General features: G+C 69.5%; 22 protein-coding genes. 18 read left to right on the top strand and 4 right to left on the bottom strand.

Annotation, left to right across the window (positions count from 1 at the left end):
- Positions 1–30: 30 nt before the first annotated feature.
- Positions 31–501, bottom strand: coding sequence for a prepilin peptidase (locus tag H7U32_RS02765; RefSeq protein WP_204467872.1), 471 nt, complete (start codon positions 499–501; stop codon positions 31–33).
- 60 nt (positions 502–561) lie between these two features.
- On the opposite strand from H7U32_RS02765, the gene aroC reads away from it, so the two are divergent.
- The 6 genes from aroC (at position 562) to H7U32_RS02795 (ending at position 6,910) form a co-directional block, all read left to right on the top strand.
- A complete protein-coding gene (gene aroC, locus H7U32_RS02770; RefSeq protein ID WP_204467873.1) occupies positions 562–1,755 on the top strand; it encodes a chorismate synthase in 1,194 nt (397 codons plus the stop codon).
- Between the two features lie 74 nt (positions 1,756–1,829).
- Entirely contained in the window at positions 1,830–3,437 is a 1,608-nt protein-coding gene (locus tag H7U32_RS02775; RefSeq protein WP_323804561.1) for a bifunctional shikimate kinase/3-dehydroquinate synthase, read from the top strand.
- Between the two features lie 32 nt (positions 3,438–3,469).
- A complete protein-coding gene (locus H7U32_RS02780; RefSeq protein WP_204467875.1) occupies positions 3,470–3,934 on the top strand; it encodes a type II 3-dehydroquinate dehydratase in 465 nt (154 codons plus the stop codon).
- 128 nt (positions 3,935–4,062) lie between these two features.
- Positions 4,063–4,833: an imidazole glycerol phosphate synthase subunit HisF gene (gene hisF, locus H7U32_RS02785; RefSeq protein WP_204467876.1), complete on the top strand. Its 771-nt coding sequence runs from the start codon at positions 4,063–4,065 to the stop codon at positions 4,831–4,833.
- A 65-nt stretch (positions 4,834–4,898) separates the two neighbouring features.
- On the top strand, positions 4,899–5,306 hold the full coding sequence (gene hisI / locus H7U32_RS02790; protein ID WP_204467878.1) for a phosphoribosyl-AMP cyclohydrolase: 408 nt from the start codon (positions 4,899–4,901) through the stop codon (positions 5,304–5,306).
- Between the two features lie 41 nt (positions 5,307–5,347).
- A complete protein-coding gene (locus tag H7U32_RS02795) occupies positions 5,348–6,910 on the top strand; it encodes a chorismate-binding protein (RefSeq protein WP_204467880.1) in 1,563 nt (520 codons plus the stop codon).
- Here H7U32_RS02795 and H7U32_RS02800 read toward each other — a convergent pair.
- Genes H7U32_RS02800 through H7U32_RS02810 form a run of 3 tightly spaced genes read right to left on the bottom strand, consistent with a single transcriptional unit; the run spans position 6,879 to position 9,663 of the window.
- The gene (locus tag H7U32_RS02800) at positions 6,879–7,247 is read right to left on the bottom strand and encodes a peptidase (protein WP_204467882.1); all 369 of its coding nucleotides are present in this window, start codon (positions 7,245–7,247) and stop codon (positions 6,879–6,881) included. The two genes, H7U32_RS02795 and H7U32_RS02800, sit on opposite strands and share 32 nt — an antisense overlap.
- Positions 7,248–7,249: 2 nt before the next feature.
- Complete coding sequence (gene feoB, locus H7U32_RS02805; RefSeq protein WP_440201426.1) at positions 7,250–9,367, bottom strand: ferrous iron transport protein B; 2,118 nt, start codon at positions 9,365–9,367, stop codon at positions 7,250–7,252.
- Positions 9,368–9,399: 32 nt separating this feature from the next.
- A complete protein-coding gene (locus tag H7U32_RS02810) occupies positions 9,400–9,663 on the bottom strand; it encodes a FeoA family protein (RefSeq protein ID WP_204467884.1) in 264 nt (87 codons plus the stop codon).
- Between the two features lie 217 nt (positions 9,664–9,880).
- Between H7U32_RS02810 and H7U32_RS02815 the strand changes: the two genes are divergently transcribed.
- The 12 genes from H7U32_RS02815 to H7U32_RS02870 all read left to right on the top strand — a co-directional run bounded on the left by H7U32_RS02815 (position 9,881) and on the right by H7U32_RS02870 (position 19,848).
- Positions 9,881–11,968: a bifunctional indole-3-glycerol phosphate synthase/tryptophan synthase subunit beta gene (locus H7U32_RS02815; RefSeq protein WP_204467886.1), complete on the top strand. Its 2,088-nt coding sequence runs from the start codon at positions 9,881–9,883 to the stop codon at positions 11,966–11,968.
- Positions 11,969–12,002: 34 nt separating this feature from the next.
- Positions 12,003–12,881: a tryptophan synthase subunit alpha gene (gene trpA / locus H7U32_RS02820; protein ID WP_204467888.1), complete on the top strand. Its 879-nt coding sequence runs from the start codon at positions 12,003–12,005 to the stop codon at positions 12,879–12,881.
- 76 nt (positions 12,882–12,957) lie between these two features.
- Positions 12,958–13,905: a prolipoprotein diacylglyceryl transferase gene (gene lgt, locus H7U32_RS02825; protein WP_204467889.1), complete on the top strand. Its 948-nt coding sequence runs from the start codon at positions 12,958–12,960 to the stop codon at positions 13,903–13,905.
- Positions 13,906–14,004: 99 nt separating this feature from the next.
- Positions 14,005–14,670, top strand: a complete 666-nt coding sequence (gene rpe / locus H7U32_RS02830; protein ID WP_204467891.1) for a ribulose-phosphate 3-epimerase — start codon at positions 14,005–14,007, stop codon at positions 14,668–14,670.
- Between the two features lie 84 nt (positions 14,671–14,754).
- The gene (locus tag H7U32_RS02835) at positions 14,755–15,018 is read left to right on the top strand and encodes a phosphoribosyl-ATP diphosphatase (RefSeq protein WP_204467893.1); all 264 of its coding nucleotides are present in this window, start codon (positions 14,755–14,757) and stop codon (positions 15,016–15,018) included.
- Positions 15,019–15,068: 50 nt separating this feature from the next.
- Positions 15,069–15,920: an ATP phosphoribosyltransferase gene (hisG, locus tag H7U32_RS02840; RefSeq protein WP_204467895.1), complete on the top strand. Its 852-nt coding sequence runs from the start codon at positions 15,069–15,071 to the stop codon at positions 15,918–15,920.
- A 28-nt stretch (positions 15,921–15,948) separates the two neighbouring features.
- Positions 15,949–16,587, top strand: a complete 639-nt coding sequence (locus H7U32_RS02845; protein WP_204467897.1) for a CDP-alcohol phosphatidyltransferase family protein — start codon at positions 15,949–15,951, stop codon at positions 16,585–16,587.
- Positions 16,584–17,543 (top strand): DUF881 domain-containing protein, encoded by a 960-nt coding sequence (locus tag H7U32_RS02850; RefSeq protein WP_204467899.1) that lies wholly within the window; start codon positions 16,584–16,586, stop codon positions 17,541–17,543. The genes H7U32_RS02845 and H7U32_RS02850 overlap by 4 nt, the downstream gene beginning before the upstream one ends.
- A gap of 3 nt (positions 17,544–17,546) precedes the next feature.
- On the top strand, positions 17,547–17,879 hold the full coding sequence (locus tag H7U32_RS02855; protein WP_204467900.1) for a small basic family protein: 333 nt from the start codon (positions 17,547–17,549) through the stop codon (positions 17,877–17,879).
- A 3-nt stretch (positions 17,880–17,882) separates the two neighbouring features.
- Positions 17,883–18,713, top strand: a complete 831-nt coding sequence (locus tag H7U32_RS02860; protein WP_204467902.1) for a DUF881 domain-containing protein — start codon at positions 17,883–17,885, stop codon at positions 18,711–18,713.
- Between the two features lie 6 nt (positions 18,714–18,719).
- Positions 18,720–19,157: an FHA domain-containing protein gene (locus H7U32_RS02865; RefSeq protein WP_204467904.1), complete on the top strand. Its 438-nt coding sequence runs from the start codon at positions 18,720–18,722 to the stop codon at positions 19,155–19,157.
- Between the two features lie 19 nt (positions 19,158–19,176).
- Positions 19,177–19,848, top strand: coding sequence for a MerR family transcriptional regulator (locus tag H7U32_RS02870; protein ID WP_440201428.1), 672 nt, complete (start codon positions 19,177–19,179; stop codon positions 19,846–19,848).
- The last annotated feature ends 17 nt before the right edge of the window (positions 19,849–19,865 follow it).

Genomic DNA, 19,865 nt, shown 5'->3' on the forward strand with positions numbered 1-19,865 from the left:
CCGACGGGCCCGCTCCGCCATGCCGCCGTCTCACAGCAGCGGGGCGAGCGCGAGGGCCGCCGCGGCCGCCGCCACGATGACCGGCGCGAACGGGGCCTTGCCGGCATACGGCGTGCGCCGCTGGGGGTCGAAGCGCAGCCATAGCGTGACGAACGCCAGACCTACCAGACCCATGAGCAGCCACCACAGCACCACGGCCATGAGCCCGCCCGTGCCGACAGCCAGGCCCAGCATCAGTGTGGCCGTCACATCCCCGAGCCCCAGAGCCCCGGGCTTGGCCAAGGCCAGCGCCAGCTGCACCAGCGCGCACAACGCCGCGAACAACAGCGCCTGCAGCACCACGAAGAAGTCGTTCGCCACGGCGCCCCACACCAGGTTCGCCGCCAGCTGCGCCACGCAGCCGACGGCGACCACCACGCGCGGCACCCGGCGGCGGCGCACGTCCGAGACGGCGACCGCCAGCCCACATAGCAGACCCGGCAAACAGAGCAAGTACGGCATACCGGTAAGATTAGCCACCAGTCGACCGCTTGAGAAACCGAAGAAGGAGCGATAGGGCATATGTTGCGTTGGCAGACCGCCGGGGAATCCCACGGCGAGGCGTTGGTGGCGATGATCGAGGGCCTGCCCGCGGGCGTGAAGGTGACGACCGGCGACATCGCCGGCGCGCTGGCCCGCCGTCGCCTCGGCTACGGCCGCGGCGCCCGCATGAAGTTCGAGCAGGACCGGGTCCGGCTGCTCGGCGGCGTGCGCCATGGCGCCACGCTCGGCTCGCCCGTCGCGATCGAGATCGCCAACACCGAATGGCCCAAGTGGACCGAGGTCATGAGCGCCGATCCGCTGGACCACGAGCTGCCGCGCGAAGGCCGCAACGCGCCGTTGACGCGCCCGCGCCCCGGCCACGCTGACCTGACGGGCATGCGCAAGTACGGATTCGACGACGCCCGCCCCGTTCTGGAACGCTCCAGCGCCCGCGAGACCGCCAGCCGCGTCGCCCTGGGCGAGGTGGCCGCCCGGTTCCTGGAACAGGCCTGCGGCATCCGCACCATCAGCCATGTCGTGTCCATCGGCGGCGCCGGCGTCGAGGACGCCGACCAGGCCGCCCTGCCCACGCCTGACGACCGCGAGGCCCTGGACGCCTCCCCGGTGCGCACGCTCGACAAGGCCGCCGAGGCGCGCATGGTCGCCCGCATCGACGAGATCAAGGCCACGGCCGACACCGTCGGCGGTGTCGTCGAGGTGATCGCCTACGGCGTGCCCGCCGGCATCGGCACCTATGTGGAGGCCGACCGCCGCCTCGACGCGGCGCTGGCCGGCGCCCTCATGGGCATCCAGGCCATCAAGGGCGTGGAGATCGGCGACGGCTTCCTGGAGGCCGAACGTCCCGGCTCCGCCGCGCATGACGAGATGGTGCCCGGCCCCGACGGGCGCATCAGCCGGCTCACCAACCGCGCCGGCGGCATCGAGGGCGGCATGTCCGACGGCCAGCCGATCCGCGTGCGTGCCGCGATGAAGCCGATCCCCTCCATCCCCAGGGCCCTGCGGACCGTGGACACCGCCACCGGCGAGGCCGCGCAGGCCATCAACCAGCGCTCCGACACCACCGCCGTGCCCGCCGCCGCCGTGGTGGCCGAGGCGATGGCGCGCCTGGTGCTCGCCCGGTACGTGCTCGAGAAGTTCGGCGGCGACTCGGTGGCCGAGACGCGCCGCAACATGGAGACCTACCTCGCCTCGTGGCCGGAGCACATGCGGTGAGCGGGGGCAGGAGACGCCCGTCCCGCCAGTCTCGCAGGCGCCGGGCCGGGGCGGCCCGTCCCGCGCGGCCGGCCGTGGTGTTCATCGGCATGATGGGCGCCGGCAAAACGCGCGTGGGCAAGGAGGTGGCCAAGCTCCTCGGCCTGCCGTTCCGTGACGCGGACGTGGCCATCGAACACGAGGTCGGCATGACGATCCCCGCTTACTTCCAGCGGCATGGCGAGCCCGCGTTCCGCGAGGTGGAGGCCGATGTCATCGCCCGCACGCTCGTCTCCTTCGACGGCGTCTTCTCGCTCGGCGGCGGCGCCCCGATGACCCCCTCCACCCAGGCGGAGCTGGCCCGGTACGCCGAGGCCGGCGGCAAGGTCGTCTACCTCATGGCCGACCCGGCCGAGGCGATGGAACGCGCCGCGCGCGGCGGCGGCCGTCCGATGCTCGACGGCGACGCGAACGCGCGCTGGAAGAAGCTGTACCGCGAACGCGACCCCGTGTTCCGCGACGTCGCGAACGTGAGGGTGCGCACGAAGGGACTGACGCCGTTGGGCGCCGCAAGGAAGGTGATCGACATGATCGAGGAACGCAGCATCCATGTGACCGGCGCGGCCATCGAACCCTACGACGTGGTCGTGGGCGAGGGCTCGCTCAACCATCTGGCCGACGTGCTGGGGGAGGGGCCGGCCAAGGTGGCGCTCATCCACACCCAGCCCGTGCAGCGGCACGCCGACCGGGCGCGCACGCTGCTGCGCAAGGCCGGCTACGACGTGCGCGAGCTGACCATCCCGGACGCCGAGGCCGGCAAAACCGTCGCCGTGGCCGACAGCCTGTGGCAGCGCCTGGGCGAGGAGGGCTTCACCCGGTCCGACGCGATCGTGGGTCTGGGCGGCGGAGCCGCCACCGACGTGGCCGGCTTCATCGCCGCCACCTGGATGCGCGGCGTGCGCTACGTCAACTGCCCCACCTCCCTGCTGGCGATGGTCGACGCCTCCACCGGCGGCAAGACCGGCGTCAACATGCCCCAGGGCAAGAACCTCGTCGGCGCCTTCCACACGCCCGCCGGCGTGCTCGCCGACCTGACCTGCCTGAGCTCCCTGCCGCGCGACATCTTCGTCGAAGGACTCGGCGAGGTCGCCAAGTCGGGCTTCATCATGGACACCGCGATCCTGGGCATCCTCGCCGACCATGCGGCCGAACTGCGCGGCTTCGACGGTGCCACGTTCCTCGGCTCCGGACTCGAGGACGTCGTGGCCGAGCTCATCGAACGCACCGTGCGCGTCAAGGCCCACCATGTCTCCGCCGACCTGACGGAGAAGGGACTGCGGGAATTCCTCAACTACGGGCACACCCTCGGCCATGCCATCGAACAGATCGAGCATTTCAGCTGGCGGCACGGCAACGCCGTCGCCGTCGGCATGGTGTACGCGGCCGAACTCGCCCACCTGCTGGGCTACATCGACCAGGACCTGGTGGACCGGCACCGCGAGCTGCTCGCCTCGCTCGGCCTGCCCACCGCATGGCGCGGCGACTTCGACGCCGTGCTCGCGCTCATGCACCGCGACAAGAAGGCCCGCGGCAACACGCTGCGCTTCGTCGTGCTCGACCGCCCCGGCCATGCCATCCACCTCGACGACCCGCCGGCCGACGCGGTGCGCGAGGCCTTCGAGCGCATCCAGCCCACGGACTGAACCCCCAAGCATCGATGGAAAGGAAACCAGCCATGACCACCGTCCTCGTCGTCAACGGTCCGAACCTCGGGCGCCTCGGCGTGCGCCAGCCCGACGTCTACGGCAGGCAGGACCTCGGCACGCTGCGCGAACTGTGCCACCAATGGGGCGCCGAGCTGGGCCTCGAGACCGTCGTGCGCCAAAGCGACGACGAGGCCGAGATGATCCATTGGATGCACGAGGCCGCCGACAACGGCACGCCCGTGGTGATGAACCCCGCCGCCTTCACCCACTACTCCTACGCCCTGGCGGACGCCGCGCACATGGTGCGCGACGCCGGCCTGCCGCTGATGGAGGTGCATATCTCCAACCCCGCCGCCCGCGACGAGTTCCGCAAACGCTCGGTCATCTCCCCGGTCGCCACCGGCACCATCACCGGCATGGGCCTGTTCGGCTACCGCCTGGCCCTCGAAGCCGTGGCCCATCTGGTCGGCGGGACGGGGGACGCCGCCGCCTGACCGCGGCCCCCGTGCGGGCGGCGGTGCGTTCCCGTATGTGGACATGCGACGCCTAACGGCCGTCCGCTGCCGCTACGCTAAGGCGGCGAAGACAACCCAGGAACTTTCTGCAATCCAAGGAGGTCGGCATGACGCTGGCGGTGAGGGTCATCCCCTGCCTGGACGTGGACGCCGGACGCGTGGTCAAGGGCGTGCACTTCGAGAACCTCAGGGATGCCGGCGACCCGGTGGAGCTGGCCGCCGAATACTGCCGGCAGGGCGCCGACGAACTCACCTTCCTCGACGTGACCGCCTCCAGCTCGCACCGCAACACGATGATCGACGTCGTCAGCCGCACCGCCGAACAGGTCTTCATCCCGCTGACCGTCGGCGGCGGCGTGCGCACCCCCGAGGACGTGGACTCGCTGCTGCGCTGTGGCGCGGACAAGGTGGGCGTCAACACCGCCGCGATCAACGACCCCACGCTCATCAGCCGTGTGGCCGACCGCTTCGGCAACCAGGTGCTCGTGCTGTCCGTGGACGCGCGGCGCGAACGCGGCGAACAGCACACCGCCTCCGGCTTCGAGGTCACCACGATGGGCGGGCGCACCTCCACCGGCATCGACGCCATCTGGTGGGTCAAACGAGCCGAGGAGCTAGGCGCGGGCGAGATCCTGCTCAACTCGATGGACGCCGACGGCACGCAGCAGGGCTTCGACCTGGAGATGATCCGCGCGGTGCGCCGCGAGGTGAGCATCCCGATCATCGCCTCCGGCGGCGCCGGCAAGGCCAGCGACTTCCCGCCTGCCATCGCGGCCGGCGCGGACGCCGTGCTCGCCGCCTCCGTGTTCCACTACGGCAAGCTCACGATCCGCCAGGTCAAGGACGAGCTGCGCCGCGCCGGCCACACCGTGCGCTGAGCCGTCCGGCGCCCGCGCTCCTGTACGTTTCCCCTCCAAACCATCCATTCCATACGAGGCATACGATGACCGACATCACCGATTCCGACGGCGCCCCGGCGCTGGACGCCCGCATCGCCGCCCGGCTCAAGCGCGACGACAAAGGCCTGGTGGCCGCCGTCGTCCAGCAGTGGGACACCCGCGAGGTGCTCATGGTCGGCTATATGGACGACGAGGCGCTGCGCCGCACGCTGACCACCGGACGCGTCACGTTCTGGTCGCGGTCCCGCCAGGAGTACTGGCGCAAGGGCGACACCTCCGGCCATGCGCAGTACGTCAAGGCCGTCTCGCTCGACTGCGACGGCGACGCGCTGCTCGTCGAGGTCGACCAGGTGGGCGCCGCCTGCCACACCGGCAAGCGCTCCTGCTTCGAGGAGGGCGGGCCGCTGCCCGCCGTCGTCGGCCACCGGCCCGGCGAATCACACACCGCGTGAAGGCATCCACAGCCAAGCATCGAACGAAGGGGGAGCGCGCCATGGCAACGTCGTGCAGCGTCGAACATCTTCAATGGGGCCAGACCTGGCCGGACCGGGAGGAGTTCCACCGGCTCGCCGACGAAGGGTACCGCGTCGTGCCCATCGTGCGCCGCCTCCTGGCGGACAGTCTCACCCCGGTGGGCTTCTACGAACGCCTGGCCGGCGGACGCTCCGGCACGTTCATCCTCGAATCGGCCGAATACGGCGGCACCTGGAGCCGCTACAGCTTCATCGGCGTCCACTCGATGGCCCAGCTCACCGCCGACGCCCATGGTCAGGCCGTGTGGCGCGGCGCCGTGCCCGCGGGCGTGCCCACCGAAGGCGACGTGGTGGACGTCGCCCACGCCACGCTCAAGGCGCTCAAGGCGCCGCATGTCGAGGGGCTGCCCAACCTCACCTCCGGCCTTGTCGGCTCCGTCGGCTGGGATGCGATCCGCCATTGGGAGCCGACGCTGCGCGCCGAGGCGCCCGACGAGACCGGTCAGCCCGAGATGGCGTTGGCCCTCGCCACTGACATCGTCGTCGTCGACCACGTCTCCGGCTCGCTATGGCTCATCGCTAACGCCGTGAACGTGGACGACCGGCCCACCCGCGCCGACGACGCCTATGACGCGGCCGTCGCCCGCATGGAACGGATGCAGCGCGCCGCCGCCGCGCCCGTGGCCGGCGAGGCGCGCGTCTCCGTGCTCGACGCGGCCGCACCGCAGCCCGAGCTGCGCTTCCGCACGCCCAAGGCCGACTTCGAACGCGCCGTCGAGGCCACGAAGCGGCATATCGTGGACGGCGACGTGTTCCAGACCGTCATCTCCCAGCGCCTCGACCTCGACTCGCCCGCCGACCCCTTCGACGTGTACCGCGTGTTGCGCACCCTCAACCCCAGCCCGTACATGTACTTCATGGCGCTCACCGACGCGCAGGGCCGCGACTTCGCGATCATCGGCTCCAGCCCCGAGACGCTCATCAAGGTGGACGACGGGCACGCCATGAGCTTCCCAATCGCCGGCTCCCGCCCGCGCGGCGCCACCCCCGAGGAGGACGAGCGCCTCGCCGCGGAGCTGCTCGCCGACCCAAAGGAACGCAGCGAGCACATCATGCTCGTCGACCTGGCCCGCAACGACCTGTCGCGCGTGTGCAAGCCCGAGACCGTCGACGTGGTGCGCCTCATGGACATCAAACGCTTCAGCCACATCATGCACATCTGCTCCACCGTCACCGGCGAGGTGGCGGACGGCGTGAGCGCCTTCGACGTGTTCACCGCCGCCTTCCCGGCCGGCACCCTCTCCGGCGCCCCCAAGCCGCGCGCCGTGGAGATCATCGACGAGCTGGAGCCCGCCGACCGCGGCATCTACGGCGGCACCGTCGGCTACTTCGACTTCTCCGGCAACCTCGACATGGCCATTGCGATCCGCACCGCGTTCCTGCGCGGCCACGAGGCGAGCGTGCAGGCCGGCGCCGGCATCGTGCTCGACTCCGTGCCCGCCAACGAATGGCAGGAGACCCGCAACAAGGCCGAGGCGAGCGTCGAGGCCATCAGGATCGCCGCCCAGCTGCGCGACGCCTGACGGCGCGCAACACGTCCGCCAGACGCGCGCGCAGCGAACGGGGAGCCCGCGACTCCCGGGGAAACAACGGGCATCCGGCGCAGACCAGCGACTCCGGGTCGGGCGCGCACACCGACTCGCCGCAGGAGAACCGCGGCGTGAGCTCGATGAGCCGCACGCGGCCGTCGGCCACGGCCTGGCCGACGGCCATCCGGACGAATTCGCGGGGCAAGCCTCGCCTGCGGGCGATGCCGTCCACCGTCAGCCCCCGGGCGAGGTCGTCCGCAACCAACGCGACGATGCCCTGATCGTCGTTCTGCCGCGGCGCCGTGCGACGGAACCCCGTGTCCCCAGCCATCGTCACCACACCAATCGCAGCAGCTGGAAGGCGACGACCGCGAGCACGTAGGCCACGACCAGACTCAGCCCCACCGACTGCGCCGCCACCTTCGCGCCGTACTGGCGTTTGAGCTCGGCCACGGTCGCCAGGCACGGCGTGTAGGCGAGCACGAAGAGGAGGAACGCCACCGCGGCGGCCGAGCCGTGGCCGTGCGAGGACTGTTCGAAGGTGGCGCGCACCTTCGAACCGAGCGTACCCTCGCCCTGCTCCTGCTCGGAGGCGTCGTCCGACCCCGCCACGTTGTAGGACTGCGACATCGAGCTGACCACGACCTCCTTGGCCACGAAGCCGGTGATAAGCGCGGCGGAGGCGTGCCAGTCGCCGAATCCGGCGGGGGCGAAGACCGGCGCGACCGCCTCGGCGACGACGCCGTAGGCGGATTCGCGCACATCCCGCACCTGACCGAAGCCGCCGGCGTCGGCAGTGGCGGGGATGCCCTGGAGCACCCACAGGGCCACCACCATGGTCACGATGATCGCCGAGGCGCCGCGCACGAAGCCCCACAGGCGGGCGAGCACGGAACGTACGAGCATGACGAGGCGCGGCACCTGGTACGGCGGCAGGCTCAGGGCCAGCGGCTCGGGCTCCAGACCACGGAACTTGGTGCGCCGCAGCAGCATGCCGACGCCGAGGATGACGAGCACGCTCATCACGTACATGAGGAAGATGGCCACGGCCGCATGGTCGCGGAAGAACGCGTACGCGAGCACCAGGTAGACCGATAGCCGCGCCGAGCAGGAGGCGAACGGGATGAGCATGCCCGTGAGCACCCGCTGGCGCGAATCGGGCAGCGTGCGCGTGGAGGCGAGGGCCGGCAGGTTGCAGCCGAAGCCGACGACGATCGGCAGGAAGGCGCGGCCGTCGAGACCGATGGCGCGCATCGCGCGGTCCATCACGAAGGCGGCCCGGGCCAGGTAGCCGGAGTCTTCGAGCAACGACAGGCAGACGAACATGCAGCCCATCGGCGGAATGAAGGTGAGCACGGTGATCACGCCGTCGAGCACGCCGTCGACCAGCAGCGAATAAAGCCAGCCGTCGGCCGCATGCGGCCCCGCCAGGCCGAACACCCAGTCGATGCCCGCGGTGGCCCAGGCGCGCACCTCCACGTCGAACCAGTCCTGCATCGGCCCGGCGAGCGTGGTGGTCGCCCAGAACACGGCGTACATGACGGCGAGGAACATGACGATGCCGAGCGCCGGGTTCAGCAGCACGCGGTCGATGCGGTCGGACAGCGTGACGCGGTCGCGCGCATGCGTCTCCAAACCCTTGAGGATCCTGGCTGCCCAGTCGAAGCGGGCGTCGGCGCGGCCCTCCACCCAGGAGCGAACGTCCACGGTGCCGCCGTCCAACGGACGCAGACCGCGGGGGATGGGTGTGCCGCCGAAGCCGCCGGCGATGGCCTCGTCGAGCCGGTCGAGGCCCTCGCCGGTGCGGCCGTCCACCTGGACGACCGGCATGCCGTCGAGCAGCCGGCTCAGCTGCGCCGGATTGACCGGGCATCCCTGCTTCCTGGCGAGGTCGTTCATGGTCAGGGCCACCACGGTGGGCGAGCCGAGTTCGACGACCATGGCGAGGAAGTACAGCGAGCGGGCGATGTTCGTCGCGTCGAGCACGGCGACGATGAGGTCGGGCCGGGGCGCGCCGCCGGTGCCCATGGCCGCGTCGGCCGCGACTTTCTCGTCGGGGGAGAGCGGCAGCAGCGAGTAAGTGCCGGGCGTGTCGACCAGATCCCAGTCCTGGACGCCCTCCGGTGTCTCGTAGCGGTGCCGGCCGGCCTCGAGGAGCACGGTGGTGCCGGGCGCGTTCATCACGCGTGCCTTGGCGCCGAGGATGGCGTTGAACATCGACGATTTGCCGACATTCGGGTTGCCGACGAAGACGACACGCCTCGCAACGCCGTCGGCCGCCGGAGGCGCGGCCTCGGACATGCCGGCTCGGTGGACGGCGTCCGCACGGGTGACGGTCATCGCGTCCTCGTCGCCCTTCTCGAAGCGGACGGTCATATCGCCGTGGCGGCCGACCAGGGCGGCGAACCCACGCCGGTGGCCGTGGGCCCCGGCCCCATTCCTCGTATCCATGCTCGTTCCTTTCGAAAGTCCCTGCCCCGCCATCAGGCGTCGGATCCGGCTCCGCCGGCGGGACGCACCCGGATGGCGCGCGCGGTGCCGCCGTCGAGGGCGATGCGTTCGGAGCCGCGGGCGACGACGCGCCCGCCGAAATTGCCGCGCTGGACGACGCGCAGCACCGTGCCGACGCGCAGTCCCAGCTCCAGCAGACGGAAGCGGTGCCGCTCGTCCAGGTCGATGCCGGTGACGACGAGGTCCGCGCGCAGCGGACAGTCGCGCAGCGTGGTGGGTTCGGATGTCTTGGCCATGCTTTCTGTCTAGCAGCGGGGCCGGGAAAGCACAAGGCTTGATTTTCGCGCGCATCGGTGGTAATGGCGTCCGGCGCGACCCCGGGAGGATTCCACGGATCGGACACGGCCCGCCGCCCGCCACGGCGCCACATCGTAAGATGGCGAGGCCCGGCGGGATGGTCCCATGCCTATCGTGGCGCGTGGAAACCCAATGACGAAACCCAGGGAGAATGCCATGTCCGTGTTGGATGAGCTGGTGTCGGGAGCCGTCGAGGACGCCAAGACGCGCGAGGCGCGCGTCAGCCTCGACCAGGTCAGGGAGCAGGCGGCCCAGGCCCCGGCCCCGATCGACGCCATCCGATGGCTCCGCCGCGCGGACGCGGTTCCCGTCATCGCCGAGATCAAACGCGCCAGCCCCTCCAAGGGCCATCTGGCCGACATCCCCGACCCGGCCGCTCTGGCGCGCGACTACGAGTCCGGCGGGGCCAGCGCCATCTCCTGCCTGACCGAAGGCCGCCGTTTCCTCGGCTCGCTCGACGACTTCGACCGTGTGCGCGCCGCGGTCCACATCCCGCTGCTGCGCAAGGATTTCATCGCCACCGACTACCAGGTGTGGGAGTCGCGTGCCCACGGCGCCGACATGGTGCTGCTCATCGTGGCAGCGCTCGACGACGACCGTCTCGGCCATCTCATCGACCTGACCCACGAGCTGGGCATGGTCGCGCTCGTCGAGACGCACACCCGCGAGGAGATCGCCCGCGCCCGCCGCGCCGGCGCGAAGGTCATCGGCATCAACGCGCGCAACCTCAAGGACCTGTCCGTCGACGTGGACAAGTATCGCGAGCTCGCCGGCGACCTGCCGGACGATGTGATCCGCGTGGCCGAGTCCGGCGTGTTCGGCGCCGTCGAGGTGGAGGATTACGCCCGGGCCGGCGCCGACGCCGTGCTGGTGGGCGAGGGCGTGGCCACCGCCGACGACCACACGCTGGCTGTGCGCCGCCTCGTCGCCGCCGGCGAACGCGTCAAGGCCTCCGAGACCACGCCGCTGTCCCGGCACGAGGGCCCGTATTTCGGCCGTTTCGGTGGCCGGTATGTGCCCGAAGCGCTGATCACCGCGCTCGACGAGCTCGAGCGTGTGTACGAGGAAGCCAAGGCTGACCCCGCGTTCCACCAGGAGCTCATGACCTTGCAGCAGCGGTACGTCGGCCGTCCGAGCCCGCTGACGGAAGCGCCGCGCTTCGCCGCCCGCATCGGCGAGAAGGTCGGCATCACGCCCCGCGTGTTCCTCAAGCGCGAGGACCTCAACCACACCGGCGCGCACAAGATCAACAACGCGCTCGGCCAGGCGCTGCTGGTCAAGCGCATGGGCAAGACGCGCGTCATCGCCGAGACCGGCGCCGGCCAGCACGGCGTGGCCACGGCCACCGTGTGCGCGATGCTCGGCCTCAAGTGCCGTATCTACATGGGTCAGATCGACGCCCGCCGCCAGGCTCTCAACGTGGCGCGCATGCGCATGCTCGGCGCCGAGGTCGTGGAGGTCACGCTCGGCGACCGCATCCTCAAGGACGCGATCAACGAGGCATTGCGCGACTGGGTCACCAACGTCAAGGACACGCACTACTTGCTGGGCACCGTGGCCGGCCCGCATCCCTTCCCCTCGATGGTGCGCGACTTCCAGAAGATCATCGGCGAGGAGGCCGCCGAGCAGCTCAGGGACTGGTATGGCATCGACCATCCGGACGCAGTGTGCGCGTGCGTGGGCGGCGGCTCCAACGCCATCGGCGTGATGAACGCCTTCCTCGACGACCCGCGCGTGCGCCTCTACGGCTACGAGGCGGGTGGCAAGGGACCCGCCAGCGGACGCCATGCCGTGCGCTTCGCCCCCGGCACCGGCCAGCTCGGCATGTTCCAGGGCGCGAAGAGCTATGTGCTGGAGAACAGCGAGGGCCAGACCCTGGACACCTACTCCATCTCCGCCGGCCTCGACTACGCCTCCGTGGGCCCCGAGCATGCCTGGCTCAAGGAGATCGGCCGCGTCACCTACGACTGGGCCACCGACGAGGAGGCGATGGACGCCTTCCGCGACCTGTCCCAGACCGAGGGCATCATCCCCGCCATCGAAAGCTCTCACGCCCTCGCCGGCGCCTACAAGGCCGCCGCCGACCTCAAGGAGCGCGGTTATGAGCATCCGGTGATGATCGTCAACGTCTCCGGACGAGGCGACAAGGACATGGCCACCGCCGGCAAGTGGTTCGGCTATCTGACCGACGAGCAGGCCGCCGCGCTCGACGTCACCGGCGCGCATGGCAGCCAGGTCGCGTGAACGGCATGGGCACAACGGACGAGAGGACAAGACGATGAACACCAACGAACACACCGAGACCCCGGTCCAACCGCTGGGATTCAACCACCGCGACAGCCCCTGCGAGACGATGTTCCGCAGACTGGACGCCGAGGGCCGTCCCGCCTTCATCGGCTACCTGCCGTACGGCTTCCCCGACCCCGACGCCTCGCTGGACGCATTGCACACGATGGTCGGCCATGGGGTGGACGCCGTGGAGATCGGCCTGCCGTACTCCGACCCGGTGATGGACGGTCCTGTCATCCAGGCCGCCAGCCAGATCGCCTTGGGCGCCGGCGAACGCATCGCCGGCGTGTTCCGGGCCGTCGAGGCCGTGGCCGAGGCGGGCGGCGTCCCGCTGGTGATGAGCTACTGGAACCTCGTGTTCCATTACGGCGTGGAGCGCTTCGCCCGCGACTTCGCCAACGCCGGCGGTGCCGGCCTGATCACCCCCGACCTCATCCCCGACGAAGCCGGCGAATGGATCGAGGCCTCCGACCGCCACGGCCTTGACCGCGTCTTCCTCGTCTCCCCGGACTCCGCCGACGACCGCCTGGCCACCGTGGCGCGCGACTCCCGCGGCTTCGTGTACGCCGCCGCGCGCATGGGCGTGACCGGCGAGCGGAGCACGCTGTCGGCTTCCCCGGAGCAGCTCGTCGCCCGCACCCGCCAAGCGGGCGCGCGGCGCGTCTGCGTCGGCATCGGCGTCTCCACGGCCGAACAGGCCGCGAAGGTCGGCGCCTACGCGGACGGCGTCATCGTCGGCTCCGCCCTCGTGCACACGCTGCTCGCCGACGACGGCCGGTCCCCGCGCGATACCGCCGAAGGACTGCGCCTGCTCGCCGCCAAATCCGACGAGCTGGCCGCCGGCGTGCGCGCCGCCCGGAGCCGCTGACCCCAGCCACGAAACCATTCCTCGCCGGCCGCGCCCTGCCGATCGAACGGGCAGGGCGCGGCTAGGATGGACGACCATGAACCTTGCCTATTATATTCCGTCGCCGACGTTCTCGAAGTTCCAAATCGGCCCGGTGACCATCCACATGTATGCGATCTGCATCCTCGCCGGCATCTGCCTGGCCGTGTGGATTCTCACCACCCGTTGGAAGCGCATGGGCGGCACCTTCGATCAGGTGTTCGACACGACGCTGGTCACGGTGCCCTGCGCGCTGGTTGGCGCGCGGCTCTACCACTGCATCACCACGCCCTCGCAGTATTTCCCGCCCACCGGCGATCCGGTCAACATCCTCAAGGTGTGGGAGGGCGGCATGGCCATCTTCGGCGGCGTGGGCGTGGGCGCGCTGGCCGCGTTCCTGTGGTGCCGGCACCGCCGCTATCCGTACGCGCTGCTCGCCGACTGCCTCGCGCCGGGCCTGATGGTCGCGCAGGCCGTGGGGCGTCTGGGCAACTGGTTCAACCAGGAGCTCTACGGCAAGCCCACCACCCTGCCCTGGGGCCTCAAGCTCAACGACGCGGACGCCATCGGCAAAACCGAGATCTGCTACGACGGCGCCGCCTGCCCGGACCCTGCCACCACGCTGTTCCATCCCACGTTCCTCTACGAGGCGCTGTGGAACCTCGCCGGCGCAGCCGCGATCGTGTGGATCGGCCACCGCCTGGCCGCCCGGCTCAAGGCCGGCCAGCAGTTCGCGATGTACCTCATGTGGTACGGCCTGGGCCGCACCTGGGTGGAGAACCTGCGTATCAACTACTCCACCGAGATCCTCGGCGTGCGCACCAACGTGTGGACCGCTGTCATCGTGTTCGCGCTCGGAGCCGTCCTCTTCGTCACGCTCCACCGCGTGGGACAGGACACCGGCGAACTCGCCAAGCGTCTCGTCGCGGTGAGTGCCGACGAGCAGGAGCGCCTGCGCCAGGAGGAGGAGCGGGCCGCGGAACGCAAGGCCGCCAAGGCCAAGTAGACTCAAGTAGACTGGGACGTCGGAAGGCGCGGGAACGCTCTGTCCCACGCCGTGGACCGACACCACAAGCACAAGCCCGACCCCAAAGGAGGACCAACCATGGGCATCGCCATCGCACCGAGCATCCTGTCCGCTGACTTCTGCAATCTGGAGCGCGACCTCAAGGCCATCGCCAACGCCGACCTCGTGCACGTCGACGTGATGGACCATCATTTCGTACCGAACCTGACGCTCGGCGAGCCGATCGTCAAGCGCATCTGCGAGGTCACCGACCTGCCCGTCGACGTGCATCTCATGATCGAGGATCCGGACCGCTGGGCCCCCGAGTATGCGCGTCTGGGCGCCGCGTCCGTCAGCTTCCACATGGGCGCCACCCATGCGCCGGTGCGCCTGGCCCGCCAGCTGCGCGAGATGGGGTGCAAGGCCTGCTTCGCGGTGCGCCCGGCCGAGCCGGTCGAGCCGATCTTCGACATCCTCGACGAGTTCGACATGATCCTCGTCATGACCGTCGAGCCCGGCTTCGGCGGCCAGAAGTTCCTCGGCAACCAGATGGCCAAGGTCCGCCGTCTGCGTGACGAGATCACGCGCCGCGGCCTGGACACCCGCATCCAGGTGGACGGCGGCGTCAGCCCCTCCACCGCGCACATCGTCGCCGAGGCCGGAGCGGACGTCCTGGTCGCCGGCTCCGCCGTGTACGGCGCCGAGAACCCGGCCGAGGCCATCGACGCCATCCGCGAGAAGGCCGCGGCGGCCTTCCGCGCCTGATTCCTGCGGGGCGGCGCCATGCCGCCCCGCCCCACCATCCCGTCCGCCCACCCATACACCACGGCCACGAAGGAGGCCCCTTCCATGAAGACATTCGAATCGCTGTTCTCAGAGCTCAGCGAGAAGGCCAAGACCCGCCCCGAAGGGTCGCTCACCGTCGAGGAACTCGACAAGGGCACCCATTTCATCGGCAAGAAGATCGTCGAGGAGGCCTCCGAGACCTGGATCGCCGCCGAGTATGAGGGCGCCGACCGCACCGCCGAGGAAATGAGCCAGCTGCTCTACCACGTCCAGGTCATGATGATCAAGCACGGGCTCACGCTCGAGGACGTCTACAAGCACCTGTGACCGACCGCCGCGGACAGGACGCGGCACCACTGACCCCAGGAGGCCAAACAATGCTCAGAATCGCCGTGCCCAACAAGGGCATGCTCTCCGAACCGGCGTGGACCATGCTGTCCGAGGCGGGCTACCGGCTGCGTTCGAACCCGCGCCAGCTCGTCGTCGAGGACCCGGACAACGAGGTGGAGCTTTTCTACCTGCGTCCGCTCGACATCGCGGTCTACGTGGGCCGCGGCACCATCGACGTCGGCATCACCGGCCACGACCTGCTGCTCAACTCCGGCACCGAGGCCGTGCGTCATATGGACCTGGGCTTCGGCGCGTCCACGTTCCGCTTCGCCGCCCCCAACGACTCGCCGATCCACGAGCTCAAGGACATCGAAGGCAAACGCGTGGCCACGTCCTTCGACAAGCTCGTGCAGGACTATCTGGCGGAGCACGGCGTCCACGCCGAGACCATCCACCTGGACGGCGCCGTCGAATCCTCCGTGCAGCTCGGCGTCGCCGACCTCATCGCCGATGTCGTCTCCACCGGCACCACCCTGCGCAACGCGGGCCTGAGGGTGTTCGGCGAGCCGATCATGAGCTCCCAGGCCATCCTCATCCGTTCGCCGCGGCTCAGCGAGGACGACGAGCGGCTGACCATCCTCTCGCGCCGCCTGACCGGCGTGCTCACCGCCCAGCGCTACGTGCTCATGGACTACGACATCCCCGTCGAGAAGGTGTCCGCCGCCGTGGCGGTGACCCCCGGCTTCGAAAGCCCCACCATCTCCCCGTTGCACGACAAGCAGTGGGCCGCCGTGCGCGTCATGGTGCCCAAGGCGAAGGTCAACCACCTCATGGACCGCCTCTACGACGTCGGGGCGCGCGGCATCATCGTCACCGCCATCCAGGCCTCCCGCATGTGAGGGGCCCCCACGAGTACCATCGAGGACAATGAGCGTACATACCGAGACCACCATCCATGGGGACAGCAGCTACAGCCCCGAGGCCAGGGACATCTATCTGACCCTGCCCAACCTCATCAGCCTGCTGCGCATCGTCTCCATTCCGTTCATCGCCTGGCTGATGGGCCGGCACGACATGATCCCGGCGCTCATCGTCCTCGCCATCTCCTCCGCCTCCGATGGCCTCGACGGCATCATCGCGCGCAAACTCAACCAGGTGAGCAAGATCGGCCAGATCCTCGACCCGATCGCCGACCGCCTGCTCATCATCTGCTCTGTGGTCGCCCTGGGTGTGGCGGGCATCATCCCCTGGTGGATGATCATCGTCATCGGCCTGCGCGACCTGCTCATGACCATCCAGGTCCTGTGGATCGCACAGTACGGATACGGGCCGCTGCCCGTGCACTTCGTGGGCAAGGCCGGCACCGCGCTGCTCATGATGACCATCGTGGCGCTGACCATCGCCGACCTAGGCACGGGCCAGTTCTTCCAGCTGCTGCGCATGGCCGCCCTCGCCGCGGGCATCTGGGGCGTGTGCCTGTATTGGCTCGCCGGCTACATCTACTTCAGGCAGGGCATCCTGGTCATCCGCCGGGAGTTCCGCCGCCCCGGACAGGCGCGCGCATGAGCGCCGAGGGGCCGATGCCGGCCAGTTACCCCGCCGGTCCGGAGTCGCCCCGCCGCCGCAGGGCCGCGTTCTCCCGCGGGTTCGCCGGCCTCGACTCGCAGCATGCCGCCCCGCCCACACTGTCGATGGGGGAGGAACCTCGGCGCCGGCGCGTGCGTCAGGACGATTCGCTGCGGCTCATCGAGGACCTCACCAACCGTCCGGTCGACCCGATGTTCTCCGACTCGCGCCTGACCCGGGGCAAGCGAAGCGCCGTCGAAGTGTGGGGCACACGCGTCGCCGTCTTCCTCGTATGCATCGCCGTCGGCGTGGCCGGCAGCGTCATCGTCCGCCAGCTGCACACCGACCCGCGCCGTCCCGTGCGAGCCTCCCTCGCCGCCCAGCTCGACGAAGCCTCCGCCGAGGTCGCCTCGCTCAACCGCGAGGTGGACGCCCTGCAATCCGAGATCACCCGGCACACCAACGACGCCGCTCCCGGCGATGCCTCCCACACGCTCGCCCAGGACAACGCCGCCATCGGCCTGACCCGGGTGCACGGGGAAGGAATCGTCGTCACCATCGCCAACCCGCTGTCCGTGTCCGACGCCTCGGCGAAGGGAACCAGCGCCGACCAGCTGCGCGTCGTCACCGACACCGATCTGCAGCAGATCGTCTCCGTGCTATGGGAGGCAGGGGCGGAGGCCATCGCCGTCAACGGGCACCGGCTCGGCGCCCAGACCGCCATCCGCGAGGCCGGAGGCCTCATCCTCGTCGGCCTGGACTCCGTGGAAAGCCCGTACCGCATCGAGGCGATCGGAGAACGCGGCGCGCTGGCCCACACCCTCGGCAAAAGCACCCAGCCGCAGCTGTACCAGGTCTTCGGCGATGCCGGCATCAGCATGCAGGTTCACAAGTCGGGGGACATTACACTGGAGACAGCCATCAGCGGCGAACTCCAATACGCGAAGGAGAAGTGAGCGATGCCCGCAGTGCTCGGACTCATCATCGGTGTGGTCATCGGCGTGTTCGTCAAGCCGGACATTCCGATCCAGGTCCAGCCCTACCTGCCGATCATGGTGGTAGCCGCGCTCGACGCGCTCCTGGGCGCGGCGCGCGCCTACTTCGAGCGCAGCTTCTCCGACCGCGTCTTCATCATCTCGTTCTTCGCGAACGTCGTCACCGCCACGCTGCTCGTGTTCCTCGGCAACCAACTCGGCGTCGGCTCCCAGCTGCAGACCGCCGTCATCGTCGTGCTCGGCATCCGCATCTTCTCGAACGTGTCCGCCATCCGCCGATTCATCTTCCGGGGCTGAGCGATGGCAGGCAAGGAACGCCACGAGAAGGCGGCGACACGGCTGAGGCACCAGCGGGCCACCGACCGGCGCAACGACGGCACCGAGACCGGATCCTTCCCGGTCGTGCGACGCAAGGCCACGCGCGGCAGGCCGGATCTCAACAGAGCCAGCACCAAAGCACGGCTGGGCACCTCGGTGCTCATCGTGCTGCTGTGCGCAATGCTCGGCTTCGGCTACATGACCCAGGTCAACAACACCACCTCCACCTACGAGACGCTTTCGGAAGACGAGCTCGTCAGCCTCATCAACCGCACCAGCCAGCAGGCGCGGCAGCTGGAGCAGCGCAAGAACGAGCTGACCGCCCAGCTCGACTCGCTCAAGTCGCAGGCCGACAAGAAAGCCGAGGCCGAGCGCATCGCCAAGCAGAACGAGCAGACCAGCGGCATCCTTTCCGGCCGTCTGCCCGCGCAAGGCCAGGGCATCATCGTGCGCATCAGCCAGGGCTCCAAGCAGGACGTGGACGCCGCCACGCTGTTCACGCTGATCGAGGAACTGCGCAACGCCGGCGCCGAAGTCATCGAGCTCAACGACGTGCGGGTCGTCACCTCCACCTACATCGGCCAGCGTGACGACCACTTGGTGTGTGATGGCCAGCCCCTGGACCCACCCTACGTGGTCCGGGCCATCGGCGATCCCTCAGCCTTGCAGAACGCCGTCGACATCGCCGGGGGAGTGGGGTCCAGGCTCAAGGTCATGTTCGGTTCGCGCGTCACCGTCACCACCTCCGACGAGGTGATCATCGACTCCGTGCGTGCCACTGACAGCCAGCGCTATGCGAAGCCACTACAATGAGAAGTTATGACTGATCCGATTCCGAGCGCGGGCGAGACGACTGTCATCGGCATGCCCGCCATCACGATACCCATCACCTCGACCGGCGACCGGCCGCTCACCCAGGAGGACCTGGACACCATCGCCAAGCTGTCGGAGGGAACGGCGCTGCTCATCTCCACCAGGGGCGCTCTATCGGGCTCCCGGTATCTGCTCGACGAGGACGAGGTGACCGTCGGCCGTGACCCGAAGGCCGACATCCTCCTCGACGACGCCACCGTCTCCCGTTCGCATGCGGTGTTCCGGCGCACGGGGGATACGTTCGCCGTCATCGACGCGGGCAGCCTCAACGGCACCTATGTCAACCGCCAGCGCGTCGACCAAGCGACGCTGCACAACGGCGACGAGATCATGATTGGCAAGTTCCGCCTCGTGTTCTTCACAAGGTCCGCCATCGTCAAGTGAGATTGCCGTGGACACCGCGTTGCGACCAGGGGAGGAGTCCGTGTGGGACGACGATCCCGCGGACTGCGGCGCCGTGCAGGGCGAGCTGTTCGCCGAGGCGGGGGAGGAGCCCGCTACGCGCGGATACCGGGGGACCGTCGCCTCGAAGGTAGCGGGAATCACCTACCGTCAGCTCGATTATTGGGCACGCAAGCGCATCGTGGAGCCCTCCATCACACCGTCGCATGGGTCCGGCTCGCGCCGGCTGTACTCGTTCAAGGATGTGGTGATTCTCGCGGTGTCCAAACGGCTGCTCGACGCCGGTGTGAACCTGCAGAACGTGACCGCCGCCATCGGCTTCCTCGGACAGCGCACCACCAGCCAATTGGAGTATGTGACGATCGTGTGCGATGGCCAGCATGTGCACGAATGCACGTCCAGCGACCAGCTCATGGCGCTGCTGCAAAGCGGCAGAGCCGTGTTCGCTGTGTCCGTGGGAACGCTGTGGCGGCAGATCCGCGACGCGCTGGAGCATGAGGACCATGTCGACCTCGACGCCGCGGGTGTGACGGCTGCCGCCGGCAGGCCGATCGACGACATCACCGCCGCGCGCATGAGGAAGCGCCTCGAAGCGCAGCGCAAGGCGCGCCAAGCCTGCCGTGAGCAGACTGCGGATACCGCTGACGGCGCCACAGCCCAGCGCGTGGCATAACGCGTCTCGAATCGATC

The organism is Bifidobacterium pullorum subsp. saeculare, assembly GCF_016899725.1.
Lineage (GTDB): Bacteria > Actinomycetota > Actinomycetes > Actinomycetales > Bifidobacteriaceae > Bifidobacterium > Bifidobacterium pullorum_C.